This window comes from Streptomyces sp. NPDC050528, assembly GCF_044457795.1.
Lineage (GTDB): Bacteria > Actinomycetota > Actinomycetes > Streptomycetales > Streptomycetaceae > Streptomyces.
This window is the reverse complement of sequence record NZ_JBITHH010000007.1, coordinates 1-22,470: the sequence shown is the minus strand read 5'-3', so window position 1 is coordinate 22,470 and position 22,470 is coordinate 1. Positions and strand designations below refer to the sequence as shown.

Below are 22,470 nucleotides of genomic sequence, written 5' to 3'. Positions count from 1 at the left end.
CGGCCCGGACGGCTTCCACGACCCGCCGGCCTCCGAGAGAAGACCGCATGCTCGCCTACACCGTGCGTCGCATCCTCGTCTCCATCCCCGTCCTCATCGTCTCGACGTTCGTCGTGTTCCTGGTCGTCATCAACTCCGGCGACCCGGTGGCGAACTTCGCCACCTCACGCCAACCCGCCCCCAGCAAAGCCGCGGTGGCCGCCTTCGCCCGGCACATCCACGCCAACGAGCCGGTGATGGAACGCTATTGGAACTGGATCACCGGCGTCCTGCACGGCGACTTCGGCCCGTCCGTGCAGGCCAACCTGAACATCGGGCACGACCTGTTCACCCGCTTCAAGGTGACCATCACCCTGGTCGCCGCCGCGATGATCCTGGCGCTGATCCTGGCCGTGGTGTTCGGGGTGTTCAGCGCGATCCGCCAGTACTCCGCCGCCGACTACACGATCACCTTCTTCGGCTTCCTGTTCCTCGCCATGCCGGTGTTCTGGTTCGCGGTCCTGCTCAAGCAGGCCGGGATCTGGTTCAACCAGAAGACCGGCAGCCAGTTCCTCGGCACCATCGGCGAGAAGTCGCCGTACCTCGAAGTCGACACCACCTGGAACGAGTTCACCGATCACGTGGGCCACCTGATCCTGCCCACCATCACCCTCGCGCTGGTCTCCTTCGCGTCCTGGACCCGCTACACCCGCGCCTCCATGCTGGAGGTCCTCAACAGCGACTACGTACGGCTCGCCCGCGCCAAGGGGCTACGGCGCGGCAAGGTGATGACCCGGCACGCGCTGCGCACCGCGCTCATCCCGCTGGCCACCGTGACCGCGCTCGACATCGCGATCATCCTGGGCGGCGCGGTGATCACGGAGACGATCTTCCAGTGGCACGGCATGGGCGAGATGCTGGTCCAGGCGGCGACCACGCTCGACGTCTACCGCACCATGGCCTGGCTGTTGCTCTCCGCCGTCGTCGTCATCGGGTTCAACCTCATCGCCGATCTGCTCTACGCCGTACTCGACCCGAGGATCCGCTATGACTGACATCGAGGCACCTGGGTCCGCGGGCACTCAACTACCGCGCGGGGACCACGAGTTCACCGTACGGCAGCGCACCCAGACCCAGCTGGTGCTGCGCCGCTTCGTGCGCCACCGGGCGGCGATGGTCAGCCTGGTCGTGTTCGTGCTGATCATCCTGTGGGCGTTCATCGGCCCGCACCTGTGGCACTACTCGTACCAGAAGTACACCGAGGACAACTCCAAACCCCCTTCCCTCAAGCACCCGTTCGGCACCGACTCCTCGGGCTACGACGGCTACGCACAGGTCATGCGCGGCACCCAGACCTCGCTGAAGATCGCCATCATGATCGCGCTCGGCTCCACGCTGCTCGGCGCGATCTGGGGAGCCGTCGCCGGCTTCTACAAGGGCATCGTCGACGCGGTCATGATGCGCATCGCCGACCTGGTGCTGACGCTGCCGCTGTTCGCGATCGCGCTGGTCATCTCCTCGCGCACCGGCGGTTCCTGGTACTGGATCGCCATCGTGATCGCGGGACTGACCTGGGCGTATGTGGCCCGGGTGGTGCGCTCCTCGGTGCTGTCGCTGCGCGAGAAGGAGTTCATCGAGGCGGCACGGGCACTGGGTGCCTCGGACACGCGGATCATCTTCCGGCATCTGCTGCCGAACGCGCTGGGCCCGATCATCGTCAACGCGACGATCCTGGTGGCGACCGGCATCCTCACCGAGACCGCGCTCTCCTTCCTCGGCTTCGGCGTCCAACCCCCGGACACCTCCCTGGGGTTGCTGGTCTCCCAGGCCCAGACCGCGGTCGACACCCGGCCCTGGCTCTTCTACATCCCCGGCGCGTTCATCATCGCCATCGCGCTGACCATCAACTTCATCGGCGACGGACTGCGCGACGCCTTCGACCCCCGGCAGCAAAGGGTGCGACAGTGACGACCACGAGTCATGGAGTGCGGGAGGTCCCCGTGACGTCCGCCGTGCTCGAAGTCGAGGACCTCAGCGTGGAGTTCGCCACCGAGGACGGGCCGGTACGGGCCGTACGCGGCGTCGGCTACCGGCTCGACCGGGGCGAATCGCTGGGCATCGTCGGCGAGTCGGGGTCCGGGAAATCGGTCACCGCCCTCGCTGTGATGGGGCTGCTGCCGACCGGCGCCAAGGTGCGCGGCTCGGTCCGCTTCGAGGGCACGGAGCTGCTCGGCCTGTCCGACGCGCGCCTGTCCGACCTGCGCGGCAGCGGCATCGCGATGGTCTTCCAGGACCCGATGACCTCCCTCAACCCCGTCTACAACGTGGGCTATCAGATCAGCGAGACCCTGCTCCGCCACAACCCGGGGATGAAACACGGCGACGCCCGCAAACGCGCCGTCGACCTGCTGGGCACGGTCGGCATCCCGAGCCCCGAACGGCGCATCGAGAACTACCCGCACGAGATGTCGGGCGGTATGCGCCAGCGCGTCGTGATCGCCATCGCGATGGCCAACGACCCGGACGTCATCATCGCCGACGAGCCGACCACCGCCCTCGACGTCACCGTGCAGGCCCAGATCCTCGAAGCCCTGGAGACCGCCCGCGCCGAGACCGGCGCGGCCCTCGTCCTCATCACCCACGACCTCGGGGTGGTGGCCGGCCACACCGACCGGGTCGCGGTCATGTACGCAGGCCGGATCGTGGAGACCGGCTCCGTCGAGGACATCTTCTACACCCCGCGCATGCCCTACACCCTGGGCCTGCTCGGCTCCCTGCCCCGCATGGACCGCGAGGAGGCACGGCTCACCCCCATCACCGGCTCACCGCCGAGCCTGCTCAACCTGCCACCGGGCTGCCCCTTCTCACCCCGCTGCCCCATGCGCCGCGACGTCTGCGACACCGACGAACCCGCCCTGCGCCGGGCGGGCGGCGACCTCCACCTCAGCGCCTGCCACTTCGCCGACGAACTCGTCGACACCGGCGCGGGCCAGGTCTTCGACGCCGTCGGCGCGGACACCGAGGCCCTGGCCCGCTTCGCCGACGCGGCCCCTGCCACGAACCCCGAGGAGGACGCCGTATGACCGCGCCCGCGCAGGCCGCCACCCCCCTGCCGCCGCTGCCCGGCCACGGCGGCACCGGCGAACCGGTCCTCCAGGTAAGGGACTTGGTGAAACACTTCCCGGTGATGTCCAAGGGCGTCATCCGCCGCCGCGTCGGCGACGTGCACGCCGTGTGCGGGGTCTCCTTCGACCTCTACGAGAACGAAACCCTGGGCCTGGTGGGCGAGTCGGGCTCCGGCAAGACGACGATCTCCCGCACCGTCCTCGGCCTGGAACGCGCCACCTCGGGCCGGGTCCGCTACGGCGAGCACGAACTCACCGAGCTGAGCAGACGTCAGATGCGGCCGCTGCGGCGGGAGTTGCAGATCGTCTTCCAGGATCCGTACGCCTCTCTCGACCCGCGGATGACCGTCCACGAGATCGTCGCCGAGCCGCTGCGCATCCACGGCCGGTACGGGTCCGGGGCGGGCGGCGAGGTGAGCGAACTCCTGCGCCTGGTCGGCCTCAACCCGGAACACGGGAACCGGTTCGCCCACGAGTTCTCCGGCGGTCAGCGCCAACGCATCGGTATCGCACGGGCGTTGGCCCTGCACCCGAAGGTCATCATCCTCGACGAACCGGTCTCCGCGCTCGACGTGTCGATCCAGGCGGGCGTCCTCAACCTGCTGATGGACCTGCAGAGCGAACTGAGCCTGTCCTTCCTCTTCGTCGCCCACGATCTGTCGGTGATGCGGCACGTGGCAGGACGGGTGGCCGTCATGTATCTGGGCCGCCTGGTCGAAATCGCCCCCGCCCGGCAGCTGTTCGCCCGCCCGGCGCACCCGTACACCCAGGCCCTGGTCTCCGCCATTCCGCTGCCCGACCCGCGCAAGGAACGCGCCCGCAAGCGCATCACCATCCAGGGCGACGTCCCGAGCCCGGTCCGCCCGCCCAGCGGCTGCCGCTTCCGCACCCGCTGCCCCAAGTTCGCCAACCAACTCACCGACAGCGAACGGACGTCGTGCGTCGAGGAGATACCGGCGTTGGTGGACCGGGGTGGCGGCAACCCGGTCGCCTGTCACTACGCGGAGAGTGTGGAGTTGCTTTAGGTGAGCCCGAGTTCCTCGGCGGACGGGTACGGGGTCAGCCTGCTCTCGTCGCACAGACGGCGGTTGAACTCGCCCACCGTCGCGCCGAGTTGGGCGTACCGGGAGATGAGCCCGGCGGCGGCGTCGGGGATGCCCTCGGGTTGCTTGCCGTCGGTGCAGGCGCGGATGAAGTCCTGGCGCTCGTCCCTGTCGTAGCCGTACTGGTCCACGACGAGCCAGTGCACCAGGTAGGAGAAGGCGTAGGCGCGGTCGTAGTGCCGGTGACGGTCGTAGAAGTCCCGCTCGTCCGCCGCGAGTTGAAAGCGTGGCGAGAGGGCGAGGCCGTAGTCGGCGAGGTAGAGCTCGTGTCCGTCGGTGAGGACGTTGCCGAAGTGGACGTCAAAATGGGTGAGTTGGTGCTCGCGGAGGAAGCCGGTGACTGCTTCGAGGCCCTGCTCCACGAGGGCGCAGGCGGTGTCGGGGTCGCCGGTGCGCAGCTGCTCGGAGAGCCAGTCGTGCAGGGTGTGCGGCAGATGTTCCATGAACAGGGTCAGGCTCGCGGACGTCGTTCGCAGGGCCTCGATGTGCTCACGGCCGCCGCCCCAGTAGGCCACGTTCCGCTCCACGTCGGCGAGTTCGTCGGGCAGCGACTGCCCCGCGTCGGGCAGCACGCGCCAGTGGTGCAGCAGCGGGAAGCCCGGGAAGCGGCCGGACATGACCCAGTTGGTCGTCATCTCGTGGACGGCCAGGTCACGCCAGACGCCGAAGCCGGCGCTGGGGACGGCACCGATGCCGTAGTGGCAGTAGGCGGGTGCGTCGAAGATGTTGGCCGTGGACCGGACGTTCTCCGGCCGTCGCTCGACATCCGTGAGCGGCATCCGCTTCACGAACACCTTTCTGCCGTCGACCTCGATCAGCGCCGAGCGACCGCCGACGCTGGTGCCCAACGAAGTGCCGGCCTCGACCAGTTCGGCGAGCTCGTGGTCGGAGAGCAGGGCGAGGGAGGTGGCGATGTCGCTGTGGGCGGCGAGACGCGAGGGAGGAGCCATGCTCTCCATCTTCGGTCAGTCGACGCCCGGTTGGAGGCGGACGGACATCTCCACCCGCACCTCGTCGTCCGCCGCGAGACCCCGCGGCTTGCGCACGGCGTTCTTGAGCGGCAGCAGGTAGCCGCCGTCCCTGGGGAAGAGCGACGTGGTGAACACCACCTCGCCGACCGTGGCCTCGACCGGGATGACACCCCACCCGTAGGAGGCCAGGGCGGCCACCTCACGGATGTCCGCCGACTCCTCGTCCGGCACGGGGACGAAGTAGTACGGCGAAGGGCCGCGCCACTCGATCACCCGGCCGGTGAAGACGAACCGCATGGCTTCGGCGCCCTTCCCCAAGTCCCCAAGCTTCCCCAAGTCCCCAAGAACCTTCAGGACGCGGTCAGTTGCCCGCGTAGTTCTGCAGGAACAGCGCCTCCGCCACCGACAGCCGCTCCAACTCCTCGGGAGACACGCTCTCGTTGAGCGCGTGGATCTGGGCCTCCGGTTCGCTGAGGCCGATGAGGAGGATCTCCGCCTGGGGGTAGAGGGCCGCGAGGGTGTTGCACAGCGGGATGGAGCCGCCCTGGCCGGCGTACTGCATCTCCTGGCCGGGGTAGGCGACCGCCATCGCGTCGGCCATCGCCGTGTACGCCGGGCTGGTCGTGTCGGCGCTGAACGGCTGGCCCTGGCCGATCTGTTCGGTGCGGACGCGGGCGCCCCACGGGGTGTGGGCCTCCAGGTGGGCCTGGAGCAGCTTGGTCGCCTCGGCCGCGTCGACGCCCGGCGGCACCCGCAGGCTGACCAGCGCGCGGGCGCCGGCCTGCACGGACGGGGTGGCGCCGACGACCGGCGGGCAGTCGATGCCGAGAACCGTGACGGCCGGGCGGGCCCAGATGCGGTCGGCGACCGAACCGGAACCGATCAACTCGACGCCGTCCAGCACCTTGGCGTCCTGGCGGAACTGCTCCTCCTCGTATGCCAGCCCGTCCCAGGAGGCCTGGGCGGCGAGCCCGTCGACCGTCGTCGAGCCGTCCTTGGCGCGCAGCGAGTCCAGTACGCGGATCAGCGCGGACAGCGCGTCGGGGGCGGCGCCGCCGAACTGGCCGGAGTGCAGGTTGCCTTCGAGGGTGTCGATCTGCACCCGCACCAGGGTCATACCGCGCAGGGTCGAGGTGACCGTCGGCAGACCGACCCGGAAGTTGCCCGTGTCGCCGATCACGATCGTGTCGGCCTTCAGCAGCTCGGGGTGCTCCTCGGCGTACCGCTCAAGCCCGCCGGTGCCCTGCTCCTCCGAGCCCTCGGCGATCACCTTGACGTGCACCGGGACACCGCCGTTGGCCTTGAGGGCGCGCAGCGCGAGCAGGTGCATGATGAAGCCGCCCTTGCAGTCGGCGGCACCGCGCCCGTACCAACGGCCGTCGCGCTCGGTCAGTTCGAACGGCGGGCTCGTCCAGCCGGCCTCGTCCAGCGGCGGCTGCACGTCGTAGTGGGCGTACAGGAGAACGGTCTTGGCGCCCTCCGGGCCGGGCAGGAAGCCGTAGACCGACTGTGTGCCGTCCGGGGTGTCGAGCAGGGCCACGTCCTGGAAACCCTCGGTGCGCAGCGCGTCGGCGACCCAGTTCGCGGCGCCCTCGCTCTCGCTCTTCGGGAACTGGTCGAAGTCAGCCACCGATCGAAAAGCCACGAGCTCGGCGAGCTCGGTCCGCGCCGTGGGCATCAGCGAGGCGACGGTCTCGGCGACCGGATTCGACGACATGGGCACGCTCCTTGTGGGTGCGACGTTGTACGAATGATGCCGTCGATCCTCCCACAGCGGTCTGTGGCGATGTCCGCCGTAGGATGCGGGGGACAGGTGCGGCAGCGGCTTGATCGGGAGCAGTAGACCATCGTGAGCAGCGAGAACTCTTCGGCAGACGACGAACAGCGGGTGTGGGACGTCGTCGTGGTGGGCGCGGGACCCGCGGGGGCCTCGGCCGCCTATGCGGCGGCGGTCGCGGGACGGCGCGTGCTGTTGCTGGAGAAAGCCGAGCTGCCCCGCTACAAGACATGCGGCGGCGGCATCATCGGACCCTCCCGCGACTCCCTCCCGCCCGGCTTCGAACTGCCGTTGAAGGACCGGGTGCACGCCATAACCTTCTCGAACAACGGCCGGTTCACGCGCACGCGCCGGTCCCGGCAGATGCTGTTCGGGCTGATCAACCGGCCCGAGTTCGACCAGCAGCTCGTCGAGCACGCCCAGAAGGCGGGCGCCGAACTGCGCACGGGCGTCACAGTGACACGAGTCGAGCAGCACGGCTCGGCGGTCCCGGACCGGCGGACGGTCGCGGTCGTCCTCCAGGGCGGCGAGACGGTGCTCGCGCGGGCCGTAGTCGGCGCCGACGGCAGCGCCAGCCGCATAGGGGCGCACGTCGGGGTCAAGACCGACCAGGTGGACCTGGGCCTGGAGGCGGAGATCCCGGTGCCGGAGACGGTCGCCGAGGACTGGAAGGGCCGGGTGCTCATCGACTGGGGCCCCATGCCCGGGAGTTACGGCTGGGTCTTCCCCAAGGGCGACACGCTCACGGTCGGCGTGATCTCCGCGCGCGGTGAAGGCGCCGCCACCAAGCGGTACTTGGAGGACTTCATCGCCCGGCTCGGCCTCGCCGGCTTCGAACCGAGCATCTCCTCCGGGCACTTGACCCGCTGCCGGGCGGACGACTCGCCCCTGTCACGCGGGCGCGTGCTCGTGTGCGGCGACGCGGCGGGACTCCTGGAGCCGTGGACCCGGGAGGGCATCTCGTTCGCGTTGCGGTCGGGGCGGCTCGCGGGGGAGTGGGCGGTGCGGATCGCCGAGGCGCACGACGCCGTGGACACCCGGCGCCAGGCGCTGAACTACGCGTTCGCGATCAAGGCGGGGCTCGGCGTCGAGATGAGCGTCGGCAAGAGCATGCTGGCGATCTTCGAGAAGCGCCCCGGTCTGTTCCACGCCGCCCTCACCGGCTTCCGGCCGGCCTGGAAGGCCTTCATGGACATCACCCGGGGCTCGACGACGCTCGGCGAACTCGTGCGCAGCCATCCGATGGCACAGCGCGCGCTGACCGCGATGGACCGCAGGAACGCGGAGCCGGTGGAGCGCGTGGAGCCCACGGAGCCCGTGGAGGGCGAGGTCAGCTCCTGACCGTGACGTGGAACACCGGGTGGTCGGGGGCGATCCGGCGCAGCTCGTCGTCGGAGGAGTCCGGACCGACTCCTCCGAAGAACACCCCGACCTCGGCCTTCCACCGCTTCAGGTAGGCGCGCAGCAGCGGCACTTTGTCGTCACCGGTGACCTCGGTCGCGGTGAACGCGTCCACCTTCTTGCCGAGCCGCAGCTCGCCGCCACCCGCCGCGCGCATGTTGTGCGTCCACTGGACGTGCCCGCGCGGGGCGACGAGGTACTGCTGTCCGTCCACCGTCAGCAGATTCACCGGGGTGGTCCGCCACTCGCCGCTCTTCCGACCGCGGACCGCCAGCACGCGGGAACCCCAGACGCTGAGACCGCGGCGGGTGAACCAGGCGACGGCACGGTTGAAGACGTTCACGGTGAACCAGCCGGGCTTTTGGACGTGGGTGCTCATGTCGACTCCTGGGTTTCGGAGAGCGTGGCTCGCTTTTGTGAGCACTGCTCTCGGTCTTGGGAACAGTCTGCATCGGGTTGGCTTTCCAAAGCAAGAGCGGTGTTCTCTTTTTTGTTCGGTGCTCTTGTTTGTGTGCGCTGCTCTGGATCCGTGCCACACTGGCTCGTATGAGCACCACACAAGGCGCCCGCGCCCGAGCCAGGATCGAGGTCACCGCGGCCATCAAGGACGAGGCGCGCAGACAGCTTGCCGCGGAGGGGGCGTCGAAGCTGTCGCTGCGGGCCGTGGCGCGTGAGCTGGGCATGGTGTCCTCCGCGCTGTACCGGTACTTTCCCAGCCGCGATGACTTGCTGACCGCTCTCATCATCGACGCGTACGACTCCGTCGGGGAGGCCGCGGAGACTGCACACGCCGGGGTTGTGGATGCGGGGTCGTTGCAGCGATGGGTTGCTGTGTGTGAGGCGGTGCGGGAGTGGGCGCTTGCGCATCCGCATGAGTACGCGTTGATCTACGGGTCGCCGGTTCCTGGTTACGTCGCTCCCGAGACCACCGTTGCGTCTGCTGCGCGGGTTGCCCTCCTCCTCATTGGCATCACGCGTGACGCGCACCAGGCCGGCACCCTGACTGAGCCTCCGCTCCCTGCCGAACTTCGCCCCGAGGGGGAGCGGATGGTTGCGGACTTTGCCGGTGATCTTCCGCCCGCGGTGGCCGTGGCTCTCGTGAGCGCCTGGGCTGAGCTGTACGGGATGGTCAGCTTTGAGCTCTTCGGTCAGTTTCGGCGTGTGGTGGAGGAGCGGGAGGTGTTTTTCCGGCATGCGGTACGACGGCTCGCGCTCGGGGTGGGTCTCGTCGGCGAGTGAGGGTTCCGCTCGATAGGTAGTTCGTTTGCTGCGAGCCGGTGGGGGCCTGTCGCGCAGTTCCCCGCGCCCCTACGGGGCGCTGTACTTCCCGGGGAGTATGGGTGGTCGCTCCCTTCGGCTGACGTCGTTGGCGGGGCTTGGCGTCTAGCGTGACTTGTATGGATGAGCAGCGGGTTGGCGGTTGGGGACCGCCCTGGTGGCGGCACGGGCCGCCGTGGGGGGACTCGGCTCGGTGGCCGTGGCGTTCTACGTTGCTGGTTGCCGTGTTTGTGCTGGGTGGGAGCAACTTCGCCTCGCACAGTCAGCCCGACCGTGTTCACCTCGACTTCCTCGGGCGCGTGCTGCTCATCGCCGGGTCGGGGGTGCTCCTGTGGCGGCACCGGTACCCCGTGTGGGTGGCCTTCGGCACCGTGCTCGCCACCGTGCTCTACCTCGGGGCCGGATATCCGTACGGCCCGGTCTTCGTGACCGTTGCCCTCGGGTGTTTCAGTGCGGTTGTCGCCGGGCGGCGCTGGGCCGCGTGGGCCGCGCTCGGGGTGCTGTGGGCGGCGCATGTCCTGATCTCGCACTGGCTCTACCGTTGGCTGCCCCCGGCGCACGACCACGCGATGCCCTGGGGCGGTGAACTGGTCGGCGCCACCTGGTTGGTGGCCTTCGCCACGATCTCCGAACTGGCCCGCACCCGCCGCGACCAGTGGGCCCGGGAGCGGGCCGAGCGGGCCCAGGCGGCCCGGCGCCGCGCCGACGAGGAGCGGCTGAAGATGGCCCGCGAACTGCACGACGTCCTCGCGCACAGCATCTCCGTCATCAACGTCCAGGCGGGCGTCGGCCTCGCGCTCCTCGACTCCGACCCCGAGCAGGCCCGTACGGCGCTGACCACCATCAAGGCCGCCAGCAAGGAGGCGCTGGGCGAGGTCCGTCAGGTGCTCGACACCCTGCGGGCCCCGGGCGACGCCCCGCGCGCCCCGGCTCCCGGCCTCGACCGGCTGCCCGAACTGGTCGAGCAGGCGGCGAGCGCGGGCCTCACCGTCGCGGTCGACGGAACACCGCCCCGCCTCCCGCCCAACACCGACCTCGCCGCCTTCCGCATCGTCCAGGAGGCACTCACCAATGTCGTACGACATTCGGGCTCGCGGCACGCGCGCGTGCACATCGGGCACGAAGGCGGTGCGCTACGGCTGCGCGTCGACGACGACGGGCCCGCGACCGGCGCGGACGCCGGGGGCAGCGGCAACGGGCTCGCCGGAATGCGGGAGCGGGCCGCCGCACTCGGTGGCACGATCGAGGCCGGCGCCCGCCCGGACGGCGGTTTCCGGGTGCTCGCCGTACTGCCGTTGAAGGTCACGCCGAAGGAGGACGACCGGTGATCCGCGTACTGCTCGCCGACGACCAGGCCCTGGTCCGGGCCGGATTCAAGGCGCTGCTGGACGCGCAGCCGGACATCGAGGTGGCCGGCGAGGCGTCCGACGGCGAGGAGGCCGTGCGCGCGGTGGGCCAACTGCGCCCCGATGTCGTCCTGATGGACATCCGCATGCCGCTGCTCGACGGCCTGGCCGCGACCCGCCGGATCACCGGGGACGGTGACCTGAAGGACGTGAAGGTGGTCATGCTGACGACCTTCGAACTCGACGAGTACGTCTTCGAGGCGATCCGTTCCGGCGCCTCCGGCTTTCTGGTCAAGGACACCGAACCGGACGAACTCCTGCGCGCGGTAAGGGCGGTGGTCGAGGGCGACGCGTTGCTGTCGCCGGGCGTGACCCGCCGCCTGATCGCCGAGTTCGCGGCCCGCTCCAAGGAACCCGCGACCGCCGACGCCCTCACCCAACTCACCGAGCGGGAAAGGGAGGTGATGGCCCTGGTCGGCATCGGCCTCTCCAACGAGGAGATCGCCCGCCGCCTGGTCGTGAGCCCGCTGACCGCGAAGACCCACGTCAGCCGCACGATGGTGAAACTGGGCGCCCGGGACAGGGCCCAACTGGTCGTGCTGGCCTACGAGTCGGGGTTGGTACGCCCCGGCTGGCTGGGCTGACCGGTGCCCTGCCGATACCGGTACAGCACGGTCGCCACACGGAGGAAGAACACGAGGGGCACGAGCACGATCGCCACCCGCTCCAGCAACGTCCCCACGGAGTCCGGCAGTTCGAAGAGCAGCACCGGCCCGGCGAGCACACCGAAGACAACCGCCGCCACGAACGCCGCGCTGACCAGCGCGTACCCGATCTCCACGGTCACCGCATCCCGCTCGGCCTGAGTGCGCCGTCCCCCATACATCATCATCCCGAAAGTCTCACACGTGTGTGCCCGGCGGAGCAATCGCTCCGCCGGGCACACACGTGTGAGGCGTTTCTCCGGGGCGAGGCATCGCATTCCGGCCCAGTCAGTTGCGCCCCTCAGGGGCGCGGGGAACTGCGCGACCAGCCACGACGCACCCGCAGACGACACACTGGCCGCCCCGCCGTTCTCTTAGTCGCGAACCGCCACCCGCTCCGCCTCCGTCACCGTGGACTTGGCAACGACGATGGACTGTTGGCTACGCCGGCTGCGCAACCCCGGCAACGTGATCAGCAACCCGGCGAGCGCGATGAACGTCACCACGACCAACCCGGGCCGGTAACTGTCCAGCACTGCCTGCGGAGTGGCCCGCGCGGGCGCGTGCGCGGTGACCACCGCCGTGACGACCGCCAGGAAGATCGCGCCGCCCACCTGCACCGAGGTGTTCAACAGCCCGGAGACCATGCCCTGTTCGTGGTCGTCGACCCCGTTGGTCGCCTGGATGTTCAGCGAGGGGAAGACCAGCGCGAAGGCCGCTCCGATCAGCAGCATCGACGGCAGGATCATCGACGCGTACCCGGGATCGACACTGACCCGCAGGAACAGGGCGTACCCCACGACCATCAGCGCGAAGCCCACCACGATCAGCCGCTGCGTACCGAACCGGTCGACGATCGCCCCCATCTTCGTCGAGGACGCCGCCACCAGCGCACCGGCCGGCAGGAACGCGAGCGCCGTGTGCAACGCCGACCAGCCGAGCAGTTGCTGCATGTACAGCGTGACCAGGAACTGGAAGCCGACGTACGACCCGAAGAGGGCCATCGCGCCGAGCTGGGCGCGGATCTGGTTGCCGGAGCGCAGCACGCCGAGCCGGATCAACGGCCCGGGGGAGCGCCGCTCGACGAACACGAAGACGGTCAGCAGGACGGCAACTGCCAGGAAGGAGAGGAGAGTTCGGGCCGATGCCCAGCCGGCCTCCGGGGCCTGGACGACGGTGAACACCAGCAGCAGCATCGACGCGGTGCCGAGGACCGCGCCCGGGACGTCGTAGCCGTTGTGGTCCTTCTCGCGTTCGCTGCGCGGCAGCAGCTTCAGGCCGGCGAGCAGGGCGAGCACGGCGATCGGCGCGGGCAGCAGCATGGTGAGGCGCCAACTGGCCTCCGTGAGCAGGCCGGAGAGGACCAGGCCCATGGAGAAACCGGTGGCCGCGCAGGTGGTGTAGATGGACAGGGCGCGGTTGCGCAGCGGGCCCTCGGCGAAGGTCGTCGTGATGATCGACAGGCCGGCCGGTGCGGTGAAGGCCGCGCTGAGGCCCTTGATGAAGCGGCTGGCGATCAGCAGCGGGCCCGAGTCGACGAGCCCGCCGAGCAGCGAGGCCACCGCGAAGACACCCAGGGCGATCAGGAAGACCTGACGCCGGCCGAGCAGGTCGGCGGTCCGGCCGCCGAGGAGGAGCAGCCCGCCGTATCCCAGGATGTAGCCGCTGACGATCCATTGGAGCGTGGAGGTGGAGAGGTCGAGTTCGGAGCCGATGGAGGGCAGGGCGACACCGACCATCGAGACGTCGAGCGCGTCCAGGAACATCGCGGCGCAGAGCACCAGCAGGGTGCCCCACAGCCGGGGAGTCCAACGTCCCTCGGACAGGGGAGGGGAGAGCGGAGAGGTCATGCCGCAGACAATACATGCGCATGCATCGAATGCAAGGGCATTTAATTCCGATGCAACAAACCCGCTTCTCTGCTACGGTGCGCTGTCATGGCGGCGAAGAAGGCCGAGCAGGCGCTCGTGGACCAATGGCGGGAGATGCTGGCGCTGCACGCCCGCACACAGTGCGAACTCGACCGTGCTCTGCATCAACACGGCCTGTGCGGAAGCGACTTCGAGGTGCTGGACGTGCTGTCCGCCGAGTCCTGCGCGTTCCGCGTGCAGGAGATCTCCGAGCGGGTGCACCTGAGTCAGAGCGCCCTGTCCCGGCTGATCGCCCGGCTGGAGAAGGATGGTCTCGTCGAGCGCGGTATGTGCGCCGAGGACCGGCGGGGTGTGCGCGTGACCCTCACCGAGAAAGGGCGCACGCTGCACGGTGAGGTACTCCCGTTGCAGCGTGCGGTGTTGACGAAGATGCTGACCGGCTGACGTTCCGTCAGGGTCGGTCCGCCGTACGTCAGTTGGCGGCGAGCGCCTTGCGCAGCGTGTCGACCGCCAAGGTGATGGCGGCTTCGGCGGCGTGGGTCTCGCGCAGGGCGTTGAGCATCACGAAGTCGTGGATGATCCCCTGGAAGCGGACCGCGGTGACCGGAACCCCGGCCTGGCGCAGCTTGTTGGCGTAGGCCTCGCCCTCGTCGCGGAGGACGTCCGCCTCGCCGGTGATGACCAACGCCGGGGGCAGGCCGGTGAGTTGCTCGGTCGTGGCACGCAGCGGGGACGCGGTGATCTGCGCGCGCTCGGCCTCGTCGGTCGTGTACTGGTCCCAGAACCACTGCATGCCGTCGCGGCGCAGGAAGTAGCCCGTGGCGAACTGGTCGTAGGAACCGGTGTCGAAGTTCGCGTCCGTGACCGGGTAGAACAACACCTGCTGGACCAGCGGGACATCTCCCCGCTCCTTGGCCATCAGGGTCAGCGCGGCGGTCATGTTGCCGCCGACCGAGTCGCCGACCACTGCGATGCGGGCCGGGTCCAGGTCCTTCGACGCGCCTTGTTCCACGACCCACTTGGCGACGGTGTAGTTCTGCTCGATGGCGACCGGGTAGCGGGCCTCGGGGGAGAGGTCGTACTCCGGGAAGACCACGGCGGCGCCCGCGCCGACGGCGAGTTCACGGACGAGGCGGTCGTGGGTGTGGGCGTTGCCGAAGACCCAGCCCGCGCCGTGGATGTAGATGATCACGGGGAGCGTGCCGGTGACCCCGGCCGGGCGGACTATGCGGGTCCTGACCTGGCCGGTCGGGCCGCCGGGGACGGTGATCCACTCCTCGTCGACGGCGGGCTTGTCGATCTCGCCGGACTGGACCTCGTCGACCGCCTTGCGGCCCTCGGTCGGGGCGAGGTCGAAGAGGTAGGGCGGGTTCGCGGTCGCCTCGGCGAAGGCCTGGGCGGCGGGTTCGAGGACCGGGCGGGGTGCGGTGCTGTCGGTCATGACGATCTCCTCGGATCGGGTGCCGCGGGCGGGTTCCGGCGGGGGCCGGGCCGGTGGTGCGGCACAGGGATGAGAGTAGCGTGCGATTAAGTCGTGCACAACTAAAGCGTGCTCGATAGAATCGGCTGGACCTGAACGCTAAAGTGGGGCCGATGGCCTGAAACGCGCCATGGATGCCATGGACGTCGTAGATGCCGGAGCGAGGAGTCGCACCATGAGCCCAGCCGCCGCTGAACCGGCCGAGGGATCGCTGCTCCTCGACGACCAGTTGTGCTTCGCGCTGTACGCGGCCTCCCGTGCGGTGACCGCCCGTTATCGGCCGCTGCTGGACGAACTCGGCCTGACCTACCCGCAGTACCTCGTCATGCTCGTGCTCTGGGAGCAGGACTCGATCTCGGTACGGGATCTGGGCATCGCGCTCCAGCTGGAGTCCAGCACGCTCTCCCCGCTGCTGAAGCGGCTGGAGGTGAACGGTCTGCTGCGGCGGGAACGCCGGCGCGACGACGAACGCTCGGTCGCCATCCGCCTCACCGACACCGGCGAGCGGATGCGGGAGCGGGCCGCCGCCGTGCCCCTCGCCATCGGCGACGCCATGGGCCTGACCCCGGCTCAGGACGCCCTGGCGAAGCAACTCCTCCGGCTGATCACCGCCAACGTTGCCGCCGGCTGAACCGCCCGTCACCTGCGCGTTTCCGCTCCTCGGGGCGGTGTGTGGTCGCCGCTGTTCAGCTTAGTTTGCAGGCCCAACGGCATCTCCAGGACCGGGTCCCCGGTATACGGTCCGAAGCGATTTCCCGAAAAGAAATGGCTTACGTCAATGGAGATTCGAGCCGAACGACCACGTCAGATTCCGGGACCCGGGATGCGATGGACGGAGTCGGCACCGTCACCCCCGCCGTAGCCGCGCACGGAACGCCACGCGCAGTTCACACCCGGTCAATCCGCCCCCGTACGACGTGTTGAGAGGTGCCATGCCGACCCTGGCCTCCGAAGTCTCGCCTCCGTCCCCGCAGCCGAACGCCCCGTCCCGGAACGTCACCGCCACCATCGCGCTGGCCTGCGTGGGAGTCTTCGTCTCCTACCTGCCGGTCGTCGGTGTGTCCGTGGCGCTGCCGGTCATCCAGCAGGCGCTGGACGCGTCCACCACCGGGCTCCAGTGGATCACCGACGCCTTCATCCTGCCGACCGCCGCACTGCTCCTGACCTGCGGTGTCATCGGTGATCTCTTCGGCCGCAAAAGGATGTATCTGATCGGCCTGACGCTGTCCTGTCTCGGCTGTCTCGTCGCCCTCACCGCCCACGGCGTCGTCCAGGTCTGCGTCGGCCAGGCGCTCACCGGCGTGGGCACGGCTGCGCTGCTGCCCGCGACCCTCGGTCTGATCAGCCACGTCTGCCCCGACCACCGCAAGCGCGGCGCGGCGATAGCCCTGTGGACGGCCGCCCTCGGCCTGGGTCTCACCCTCGGTCCGCTCTTCAACGGCGTGATCGTGGAGCACGCGAGCTGGCGCTGGATCTTCCTGCCCACCCTGGCCATCGGCGCCGTCACGGTCCTGGTCGGCACCTTCGCCCTGACCGACTCCCGCTCGGACCGCGAACGCCACCTGGACATCCCCGGCCAACTCCTCGCCATCGTCACCATCACCGCGATCGTCTACGGCGTCATCGAGGGCGGCGGCGCCCCGGGCTGGGGTTCGGCCGAGGTCGTCACCGCGTTCGTCGTGGCGGCGCTCGCCCTGCCGGCCTTCGTCCTGGTCGAACTGCGGTCGCGCTGCCCGATGTTGGACATGCGGCTGTTCAAGTCCTCGGCGTTCTCCGGGGCCGCGTTCGTCATGGCGCTCACCCTGTTCGCGCAGGTCGGTCTGGTCTTCTCGCTCAGTGAGTACTTCGGGCTCGTGCACCACGCCTCGACGTGGGACATCGGGGTGCGGCTGATCGCGCTCAACGGCTTCACCGTCGTCCTTGGCCCAGTGGTCGGCCGGCTGATGCACCGGTTCTCGCCCGGCCTCGTGCTGGTGACCGGCCTGCTCGTCGGCGGGATCGGGGCCCTCATGGTCAACCTCTTCGACGCGACAACCGGTACCGGCGAAGCGGCCCTGGTCATCGCGGTGTTGGGCATCGGCATCGCGCTGGCCATGGCCCCGATCACCACCATCGCCATGAACAGCCTGCCGCGCCGCCTGGGCAGCACCGCCGGTGCCGCCAACAGCGCCCTCCGGCAGATCGGCAGCGCCCTGGGCCCCGCCATCTTCGGCGTCGTCCTCACCCACCGCACCCTGGGCACCCTGCCCGGACACGTCGCCGCGTCGGGGCTGAACCCGGCCGACCAGGGCCAGGTCATCGGCATGGTCAACGGCGCCGGCATCCAGGCGGGCGCCTTCCTCCACCTCAACACCGGCGAGGCGACGGGCCAGGCCCTGGCCGCCTACGGAGCGAGCTTCACAGACGCGCTGCACACCTGCGCCCTCGTCGGCGGCATCGGCATGCTGGTGGCCGCGGCCGTCGCCCTCCTCACCATCGGCATCCGCGCCCGCGCACCCCACGCCGAGCCGGAGGCCGCGGCGGCGACGCATCCGGCCGCCGGGGCGGCGGGTGTTGGCGGGGGCGGCTGAGCAACGGCTGCTGACGCAGGGGTAGTTGGCCCTCGGGTGCGTAGCTCCGAGGACCAACTACCCCTGTTCTACGTCCCCTTGGCCGACGCCGACGGCTCGCGATCAGGCGAGGTCGCCGACCGCTGTCCGAGGGAGTTGGCCTTCGGCCGTGGGGTCCGATGGGCAACTGCCCTTGTCGTACGTCCCGTTGGCCGGCACCTGCCGCCAGCGATCAGACGAGGCCGCCGTCGTTCTCCACCGCGGGCGCGAGCAGATGGCACAGGGAGTCGGCCAGCAGCCGTAGGGGATCGGCGGTCTCCAGCGGCCACTCGACGGCGATCCACGCCGCGAAGAACGACTCGGTCTGCAGGACGGCCATCAGGGCGCGTTGGCGGGCCTCCGCGGGGTCGACGCCCCGCCAGCGCTCCGGGGGAGCGACCAGCATCGCGACATACCGCTCGTGCGCCTCGACGTACTGCACCCGGCCCTCGCCCAGGCTCCGGAGCGCCGCCGGGGCCGCCGAGTTGGCGACGCGGCGGACGGGCGCCATCTCGCGCCAGCGGGCCGCGGCCTCGTCGAGCCAGGCGCGGATGCCGGCCGGGGTCCAGCGCGGCAGCGCGGCCAGATCGGCGTATGCCTCGCCCATCACGCCGTAGACCCGCTCCACCAGGGCGTCGACGATCTCGGCCTTGCCGGGGAAGTGGGCGTAGACCGTGGCCCGGGTGACCCCTGCCGCCTGGGCGATGTCCTCCATGCGGGCGTCGAGGAACGGCTTCTCGGTGAAGACCGTGACGGCCGCGTCGAGCAGTCGGCGATGCGTGAGGATCTTCTGTTCTTCGCGCAGGTTCTTGCGGGGCGTCGGCTGCATCCGCCCAGTGTCCGGCATGGGCCGACTCTATGCCGCACGCGGTGCGACCTGCGGCTCGGCGGTGCCGGCCGGACAGCACGTCCAGGGGAAAGGGCTGTGCGCCGACGCGAAAGACGGCGCCGCCCGGCCTTGGCAGAGTCTGGACCGCACCGGCCTTTGCGACGGAGACGCAGTGTCTCGCCCGGTGCTCGTGAACGGCGAGAGGACCGAACGGACATGGCGGGGACGGACACGACCACGTACGCGATGGGCAACACTTCCGGGGAGGCGGTCCGGCTGGACGTTCAGGACGCGCTGTACGCGGGGTGCACCGAATACCTCTTGCGGGCCGCCGGCCTGCGGGAGGGAATGCGCGTCCTGGACGTCGGCTGCGGCACGGGCGGAGTCTCGCTCGCGGCCGCGCGCATCGTCGGCCCGGGCGGTCAGGTCGTCGGCGTGGACATGAATCCCGAGGTGTTGAAGGTCGCGCGCCGGAACGCCGCCGCGGCCGACATCCGGAACGTGAGCTTCGAGCACCATGTGCTGCCCGATGTCGAACTCCCGGAGCCTGTCGACGCGTTGGTGGGCCGACTGATCCTGATGCATCTCGCCGACCCGGCGGCCGTGGTGAAGGAGCTGACCGGGCTGGTACGTCCCGGCGGGCTCGTGACGTTCCAGGAAATCAACATCTCGCGGGCGCGGGCCGTCCCCGACGTGCCGCTGGTGACGCGGTGCCGGGAGTGGATCTGCGCGGGGCAGCGGGAGGCGGGCAGCGACCCGGACATGGGTGAACGACTGCCGCACGTGCTGCGATCCGCGGGCCTGGCCGCCCCCGCCGTCGCCGTCGCCGTGCCGACCGGAGGCGCGGTCTCGACGGCGATGACGCTCGTCGCCGAGACCGTGCGCAGTCTCCTGCCGCTGATCGAGCGCAGCGGTGTCGCCGACGGTCAGGACGTGGACGTCGAGACTCTGCGCGGCCGACTGTCGGACGCGTGCGCGGAGGTGCGGGCGACGCTCTACCTGTCGGAGCTGGTCGCCGCGTGGGGACGACTGGACTGAGGGGCAGCCAGGCTGCTCAGCTCGACTCGGACCAGTCGGTGTACCGGATGCGGCGCAGGTCGAGAACCTCGCCGATGGTGCTCCACTCGTCCTTGCCGAGGCGGGCCAGGGGGCGCAGCCGGGTGATCTCCGGGTGGCCGTCGTCCAGGACGGTCTCGTCGACCGCGAGGTGCACCACCCGGCCGAAGACCACGGTGGCGTTGCCCAGTCCGAGCGTGCTGTGCAGTTCGCACTCCAGGGCCACGGGGGAACGGGCGACGCGCGGTGCCTTCACCCGCGCGCCGGCCTCGCGCTCCACGCCCACGGCGTCGAACTCGCTGACTCCTTCCGGGAAGTCCGTGGCGGTCTTGTTCACCTCGTCGACGAGCGACTCCGGGGCGAGGTTGACCACGAACTCCCCGGTGGCCTCGACATTGCGCAGCGAGTCCTTACGACCGATCGAGGTGAACTGGACGATGGGCGGCGCGACCGACGAGACCGTGAAGAAGGAGTGCGGGGCGAGATTGTCGGTCCCGTCGGCCGAGACCGTCGAAACCCAGGCGATGGGACGGGGTACGACGGTCGCGGTGAGCAGGCGGTAGACCACCATCGGGTCGAGCTGGGCGGGGTTGTATTCAGTGCGCATACCAGCGATATATCAGATGCCCTTGAGGCGTCGCGCCGCCGTTCCGGCGGTTCCGGCCGACAGCACGTCCACGGGCAAGGACCGTGCGCCGACGCGAAAACCGACGGGAGGAGATGTCAGCCCGCGGCTTCCGAGTCGGCGATCGCCAGGGCTTCGTCCCGTGCCCTGAGCGGAGTGAACCGGCCGATCAGGTTTCCCGCGCGCAGGATCCGCAGGATCATCGGATGCGGGCAGACGAGCAGCAGCCGGCCGTGCCGCTCCGTGACCCGTCGGTCGGCGTGGCACAGCAGTCGTAGCCCATAGGCATCGAAGAACTCGACCGGAGTCAGGTCGATGACGACGGTGCGCCCCGGAGCTGCTGTCGCGGCGTCCAGGTTCGGCAGGATCTGCTGGGCGGCGGCGATGTCGATCTCGCCGTGGAACTCGATGACGGTGAATCCACTGACCTGTTGGCTGCGGATGTGCCCCATGGGCCATGCGCTGTCGCTCCGTTGCACGGCGATTCCCCCGGTGAGCCCGGCAGCCCGATGTCTCGGGAGCGGGGACGCTTTCGCCACCGGGGGCTGGGGCGGCAACAGGCTTCCAGGCTATGGCCCGTTGCCGCATCCAGCACGACAAAATGACTCTCGGTAGGGGGAGTTCACTCGGTGGGACGATTTTCGGCGTATGTGCTTGACACGCCTTGTGTCGGCCCACCGAGGTTCGCGTACGCCGGGCACGAGCACGGCGCACGACGGTCACACGGGCTCCGGCACGCCGTTCGACGTGGGGCCGGGGATCTTCTTGGTGAGTTCGGCAGGCAGTGCCGGGGAGGTGGCCGCCGCCGTTTCCCGGGCGAGGAAGGAGCCGAGTTCGCCGATGGTGCTCATGAGGGGGGCGGGGAAGACGACGGTGGTGTTCTTGTCGACGCCGATCTCCACCAGGCTCTGCAGGTTGCGGAGTTGGAGGGCCAGGGGGTGGGCCATCATCGTGTCGGATGCGTCGCCGAGCGCGGCGGCGGCCAGGGATTCGCCCTCCGCGTTGATGATCTTCGCCCGCTTCTCCCGCTCGGCCTCGGCCTGGCGGGCCATGGCGCGCTTCATGGTGTCGGGCAGCTGGATGTCCTTCAGCTCGACCAGCGTGACCTGAACACCCCAGTCCGCGGTGGTGACATCGAGGATCTCGCGGATGTCGAGGTTGATGCGGTCGGTCTCGGAGAGGGTCTCGTCGAGGGTGTGCTGTCCGACGACTTTCCGCAGGGTGGTCTGGGCGATCTGGTTGATCGCCGTGTGGACGTTCTCGACGGCGATGACCGACTTCACCGCGTCGACCACCCGGAAGTAGGCGACCGCGGACACATCCACGCTCACGTTGTCCCGGGTGATGATGCCCTGGGACTGGATCGGCATGGTGACGATCCGCAGGGACACCCGGTGCAGGACGTCGACGAACGGGATGATGATCCGCAGTCCCGGGGACCGGGTTCCGACCAGGCGACCGAAGCGGAACAGCACTCCCTGCTCGTACTGCTTGACGATTTTCACGGCCGTCGCGAGTGCCAGGACGGCAAGCACCGCGACGACGATCAGAAGGAAGACCAGAACTTCCATGGTGCTGCTCCTCGGATGAGGGCCACGTCGTTGGCGCGCGAGGTCCCGGGGATGGGGCGGCGGGGCGTGGGACGCGATGCGGCCCGCGGGCCCGCTGTGTTTCCAGCATCCCTCGCGGTGCACGCCGGCCGCTTGGGCCGAACGGTCCCCGTCGCAGCGGGGGAGACGCGACGGGGACCGGACGGCTCTTCCTGTGACCGAGTGGCCCCTTCCCGGCATGCCGGGTCCCGGCTGTCAATGAGACGGAGAGCGCGGCCCGTACGGCAGTTGCCACGAGCCGCGGCACATCAGCAGCGTGCGCCGCCCGGGCCGGGGAGGAACGTCTTCACCGGCCGGAGTGTGGCGTGCTGCCCGTTTCCGGAGGCGGTGGGTCCAGTGGTCCATGAGCATGTCGTACGTGATCCCGTGGCGGAACGCGACGGGGCCGGGTCACGGCTTGCCGATCCGTTGGAGCCGCTGAACCTGCTGCTGCAGCACCTGCGCAGTTCGGCCGGGGGACTGTCGGAGCGGGAGGCGGCGCGGAGGTCGCAGGTCTACGGGCCGAACGAACTGGTCCGACGAGGCGGGACCAGGTGGCCCGCCGAACTCGCACGGCAGTTCACCCACCCGCTGGCCATGGTCCTCGCGGTGGCCGCGGTACTGGCGTGGGTCAGTGGGAGCCCGACCCTGGCGGTGGCGATCACGGCGGTGATCGTGCTCAACGCGGGCTTCGCGTTCTTCCAGGAGGTACAGGCGGAGCGGGCCGTGGAGGCACTTGCGGCCTTCC

24 protein-coding genes are annotated in these 22,470 nt (G+C 69.7%); 13 read left to right on the top strand and 11 right to left on the bottom strand.

Features of this window, described 5'->3' with window-relative positions:
- Positions 1-47 precede the first annotated feature (47 nt).
- The 4 genes from ACIBK4_RS24105 to ACIBK4_RS24090 are packed head-to-tail and all read left to right on the top strand — an operon-like array spanning position 48 to position 4,129.
- A complete protein-coding gene (locus tag ACIBK4_RS24105) occupies positions 48-1,034 on the top strand; it encodes an ABC transporter permease (RefSeq protein ID WP_398997358.1) in 987 nt (328 codons plus the stop codon).
- Positions 1,027-1,947: an ABC transporter permease gene (locus ACIBK4_RS24100; RefSeq protein ID WP_328684993.1), complete on the top strand. Its 921-nt coding sequence runs from the start codon at positions 1,027-1,029 to the stop codon at positions 1,945-1,947. Before ACIBK4_RS24105 ends, ACIBK4_RS24100 begins: the two co-directional genes overlap by 8 nt.
- A 17-nt stretch (positions 1,948-1,964) precedes the next feature.
- Complete coding sequence (locus ACIBK4_RS24095) at positions 1,965-3,062, top strand: ABC transporter ATP-binding protein (RefSeq protein WP_398998249.1); 1,098 nt, start codon at positions 1,965-1,967, stop codon at positions 3,060-3,062.
- On the top strand, positions 3,059-4,129 hold the full coding sequence (locus ACIBK4_RS24090; RefSeq protein ID WP_398997355.1) for an ABC transporter ATP-binding protein: 1,071 nt from the start codon (positions 3,059-3,061) through the stop codon (positions 4,127-4,129). The genes ACIBK4_RS24095 and ACIBK4_RS24090 overlap by 4 nt, the downstream gene beginning before the upstream one ends.
- Here ACIBK4_RS24090 and ACIBK4_RS24085 read toward each other — a convergent pair.
- The 3 genes from ACIBK4_RS24085 to ACIBK4_RS24075 form a co-directional block, all read right to left on the bottom strand.
- Complete coding sequence (locus tag ACIBK4_RS24085) at positions 4,126-5,157, bottom strand: protein kinase family protein (RefSeq protein WP_398997353.1); 1,032 nt, start codon at positions 5,155-5,157, stop codon at positions 4,126-4,128. The two genes, ACIBK4_RS24090 and ACIBK4_RS24085, sit on opposite strands and share 4 nt — an antisense overlap.
- Before the next feature lie 15 nt (positions 5,158-5,172).
- Positions 5,173-5,475: a DUF1905 domain-containing protein gene (locus tag ACIBK4_RS24080; protein WP_398998247.1), complete on the bottom strand. Its 303-nt coding sequence runs from the start codon at positions 5,473-5,475 to the stop codon at positions 5,173-5,175.
- Positions 5,476-5,539: 64 nt separating this feature from the next.
- Positions 5,540-6,895, bottom strand: coding sequence for a dipeptidase (locus ACIBK4_RS24075; RefSeq protein ID WP_398997351.1), 1,356 nt, complete (start codon positions 6,893-6,895; stop codon positions 5,540-5,542).
- 132 nt (positions 6,896-7,027) lie between these two features.
- Here ACIBK4_RS24075 and ACIBK4_RS24070 point away from each other — a divergent pair, with 132 nt between their 5' ends.
- Positions 7,028-8,296 carry a geranylgeranyl reductase family protein gene (locus tag ACIBK4_RS24070; protein ID WP_398997349.1) on the top strand — a complete coding sequence of 423 codons (1,269 nt, stop codon included), beginning with the start codon at positions 7,028-7,030 and terminating at the stop codon, positions 8,294-8,296.
- Here the strand turns inward: ACIBK4_RS24070 and ACIBK4_RS24065 are convergent.
- Positions 8,286-8,735: a nitroreductase family deazaflavin-dependent oxidoreductase gene (locus tag ACIBK4_RS24065; protein ID WP_019065153.1), complete on the bottom strand. Its 450-nt coding sequence runs from the start codon at positions 8,733-8,735 to the stop codon at positions 8,286-8,288. The two genes, ACIBK4_RS24070 and ACIBK4_RS24065, sit on opposite strands and share 11 nt — an antisense overlap.
- 167 nt (positions 8,736-8,902) lie before the next feature.
- On the opposite strand from ACIBK4_RS24065, the gene ACIBK4_RS24060 reads away from it, so the two are divergent.
- From ACIBK4_RS24060 to ACIBK4_RS24050, 3 genes are all read left to right on the top strand, one after another.
- Entirely contained in the window at positions 8,903-9,595 is a 693-nt protein-coding gene (locus tag ACIBK4_RS24060) for a TetR/AcrR family transcriptional regulator (protein WP_398997346.1), read from the top strand.
- Positions 9,596-9,753: 158 nt separating this feature from the next.
- Positions 9,754-10,962, top strand: coding sequence for a sensor histidine kinase (locus ACIBK4_RS24055; RefSeq protein ID WP_398997344.1), 1,209 nt, complete (start codon positions 9,754-9,756; stop codon positions 10,960-10,962).
- The gene (locus tag ACIBK4_RS24050; RefSeq protein WP_398997342.1) at positions 10,959-11,624 is read left to right on the top strand and encodes a response regulator; all 666 of its coding nucleotides are present in this window, start codon (positions 10,959-10,961) and stop codon (positions 11,622-11,624) included. Before ACIBK4_RS24055 ends, ACIBK4_RS24050 begins: the two co-directional genes overlap by 4 nt.
- On the opposite strand, the gene ACIBK4_RS24045 is transcribed toward ACIBK4_RS24050, so the two are convergent.
- Together ACIBK4_RS24045 and ACIBK4_RS24040 are read right to left on the bottom strand one after the other, a co-directional pair.
- Positions 11,585-11,872: a DUF6332 family protein gene (locus ACIBK4_RS24045; protein WP_398997340.1), complete on the bottom strand. Its 288-nt coding sequence runs from the start codon at positions 11,870-11,872 to the stop codon at positions 11,585-11,587. The two genes, ACIBK4_RS24050 and ACIBK4_RS24045, sit on opposite strands and share 40 nt — an antisense overlap.
- A 186-nt stretch (positions 11,873-12,058) precedes the next feature.
- Positions 12,059-13,534: an MFS transporter gene (locus tag ACIBK4_RS24040; protein WP_398997339.1), complete on the bottom strand. Its 1,476-nt coding sequence runs from the start codon at positions 13,532-13,534 to the stop codon at positions 12,059-12,061.
- Between the two features lie 87 nt (positions 13,535-13,621).
- On the opposite strand from ACIBK4_RS24040, the gene ACIBK4_RS24035 reads away from it, so the two are divergent.
- Positions 13,622-13,999, top strand: coding sequence for a MarR family winged helix-turn-helix transcriptional regulator (locus ACIBK4_RS24035; RefSeq protein ID WP_398997337.1), 378 nt, complete (start codon positions 13,622-13,624; stop codon positions 13,997-13,999).
- A gap of 28 nt (positions 14,000-14,027) precedes the next feature.
- Here the strand turns inward: ACIBK4_RS24035 and ACIBK4_RS24030 are convergent, their stop codons facing one another.
- Positions 14,028-14,996: an alpha/beta hydrolase gene (locus ACIBK4_RS24030; RefSeq protein WP_398997335.1), complete on the bottom strand. Its 969-nt coding sequence runs from the start codon at positions 14,994-14,996 to the stop codon at positions 14,028-14,030.
- A gap of 214 nt (positions 14,997-15,210) precedes the next feature.
- Here ACIBK4_RS24030 and ACIBK4_RS24025 point away from each other — a divergent pair, with 214 nt between their 5' ends.
- Together ACIBK4_RS24025 and ACIBK4_RS24020 are read left to right on the top strand one after the other, a co-directional pair.
- Positions 15,211-15,666 (top strand): MarR family winged helix-turn-helix transcriptional regulator, encoded by a 456-nt coding sequence (locus ACIBK4_RS24025; RefSeq protein WP_398997333.1) that lies wholly within the window; start codon positions 15,211-15,213, stop codon positions 15,664-15,666.
- A 301-nt stretch (positions 15,667-15,967) separates the two neighbouring features.
- Positions 15,968-17,605 carry an MFS transporter gene (locus ACIBK4_RS24020; protein ID WP_398997331.1) on the top strand — a complete coding sequence of 546 codons (1,638 nt, stop codon included), beginning with the start codon at positions 15,968-15,970 and terminating at the stop codon, positions 17,603-17,605.
- Positions 17,606-17,816: 211 nt separating this feature from the next.
- On the opposite strand, the gene ACIBK4_RS24015 is transcribed toward ACIBK4_RS24020, so the two are convergent.
- Positions 17,817-18,470, bottom strand: a complete 654-nt coding sequence (locus tag ACIBK4_RS24015) for a TetR/AcrR family transcriptional regulator (RefSeq protein ID WP_398997329.1) — start codon at positions 18,468-18,470, stop codon at positions 17,817-17,819.
- Between ACIBK4_RS24015 and ACIBK4_RS24010 the strand changes: the two genes are divergently transcribed.
- Positions 18,399-19,490, top strand: coding sequence for a class I SAM-dependent methyltransferase (locus tag ACIBK4_RS24010; protein WP_398997327.1), 1,092 nt, complete (start codon positions 18,399-18,401; stop codon positions 19,488-19,490). The two genes, ACIBK4_RS24015 and ACIBK4_RS24010, sit on opposite strands and share 72 nt — an antisense overlap.
- A 16-nt stretch (positions 19,491-19,506) precedes the next feature.
- Here ACIBK4_RS24010 and ACIBK4_RS24005 read toward each other — a convergent pair whose 3' ends face one another.
- The 3 genes from ACIBK4_RS24005 to ACIBK4_RS23995 form a co-directional block, all read right to left on the bottom strand.
- Complete coding sequence (locus ACIBK4_RS24005) at positions 19,507-20,115, bottom strand: flavin reductase family protein (RefSeq protein ID WP_398997325.1); 609 nt, start codon at positions 20,113-20,115, stop codon at positions 19,507-19,509.
- Positions 20,116-20,231: 116 nt separating this feature from the next.
- Entirely contained in the window at positions 20,232-20,612 is a 381-nt protein-coding gene (locus tag ACIBK4_RS24000; RefSeq protein ID WP_398997323.1) for an STAS domain-containing protein, read from the bottom strand.
- A gap of 240 nt (positions 20,613-20,852) precedes the next feature.
- Positions 20,853-21,704, bottom strand: a complete 852-nt coding sequence (locus ACIBK4_RS23995; RefSeq protein ID WP_398997321.1) for a slipin family protein — start codon at positions 21,702-21,704, stop codon at positions 20,853-20,855.
- A 405-nt stretch (positions 21,705-22,109) separates the two neighbouring features.
- Here ACIBK4_RS23995 and ACIBK4_RS23990 point away from each other — a divergent pair.
- Positions 22,110-22,470 (top strand): cation-transporting P-type ATPase (locus tag ACIBK4_RS23990; protein ID WP_398997319.1); only part of this gene is annotated, 361 nt, incomplete at its 3' end.

Coding starts and splice junctions, on each gene's coding strand:
- ACIBK4_RS24105 (WP_398997358.1), top strand. CDS start 48: ATGCTCGCCTACACCGTGCGTCGCATCCTCGTCTCCATCCCCGTCCTC.
- ACIBK4_RS24100 (WP_328684993.1), top strand. CDS start 1,027: ATGACTGACATCGAGGCACCTGGGTCCGCGGGCACTCAACTACCGCGC.
- ACIBK4_RS24090 (WP_398997355.1), top strand. CDS start 3,059: ATGACCGCGCCCGCGCAGGCCGCCACCCCCCTGCCGCCGCTGCCCGGC.
- ACIBK4_RS24085 (WP_398997353.1), bottom strand. CDS start 5,157: ATGGCTCCTCCCTCGCGTCTCGCCGCCCACAGCGACATCGCCACCTCC.
- ACIBK4_RS24080 (WP_398998247.1), bottom strand. CDS start 5,475: ATGCGGTTCGTCTTCACCGGCCGGGTGATCGAGTGGCGCGGCCCTTCG.
- ACIBK4_RS24075 (WP_398997351.1), bottom strand. CDS start 6,895: ATGTCGTCGAATCCGGTCGCCGAGACCGTCGCCTCGCTGATGCCCACG.
- ACIBK4_RS24065 (WP_019065153.1), bottom strand. CDS start 8,735: ATGAGCACCCACGTCCAAAAGCCCGGCTGGTTCACCGTGAACGTCTTC.
- ACIBK4_RS24060 (WP_398997346.1), top strand. CDS start 8,903: ATGAGCACCACACAAGGCGCCCGCGCCCGAGCCAGGATCGAGGTCACC.
- ACIBK4_RS24055 (WP_398997344.1), top strand. CDS start 9,754: ATGGATGAGCAGCGGGTTGGCGGTTGGGGACCGCCCTGGTGGCGGCAC.
- ACIBK4_RS24045 (WP_398997340.1), bottom strand. CDS start 11,872: ATGATGATGTATGGGGGACGGCGCACTCAGGCCGAGCGGGATGCGGTG.
- ACIBK4_RS24040 (WP_398997339.1), bottom strand. CDS start 13,534: ATGACCTCTCCGCTCTCCCCTCCCCTGTCCGAGGGACGTTGGACTCCC.
- ACIBK4_RS24035 (WP_398997337.1), top strand. CDS start 13,622: ATGGCGGCGAAGAAGGCCGAGCAGGCGCTCGTGGACCAATGGCGGGAG.
- ACIBK4_RS24030 (WP_398997335.1), bottom strand. CDS start 14,996: ATGACCGACAGCACCGCACCCCGCCCGGTCCTCGAACCCGCCGCCCAG.
- ACIBK4_RS24025 (WP_398997333.1), top strand. CDS start 15,211: ATGAGCCCAGCCGCCGCTGAACCGGCCGAGGGATCGCTGCTCCTCGAC.
- ACIBK4_RS24020 (WP_398997331.1), top strand. CDS start 15,968: ATGCCGACCCTGGCCTCCGAAGTCTCGCCTCCGTCCCCGCAGCCGAAC.
- ACIBK4_RS24010 (WP_398997327.1), top strand. CDS start 18,399: ATGCGTGAGGATCTTCTGTTCTTCGCGCAGGTTCTTGCGGGGCGTCGG.
- ACIBK4_RS24015 (WP_398997329.1), bottom strand. CDS start 18,470: ATGCCGGACACTGGGCGGATGCAGCCGACGCCCCGCAAGAACCTGCGC.
- ACIBK4_RS24005 (WP_398997325.1), bottom strand. CDS start 20,115: ATGCGCACTGAATACAACCCCGCCCAGCTCGACCCGATGGTGGTCTAC.
- ACIBK4_RS23995 (WP_398997321.1), bottom strand. CDS start 21,704: ATGGAAGTTCTGGTCTTCCTTCTGATCGTCGTCGCGGTGCTTGCCGTC.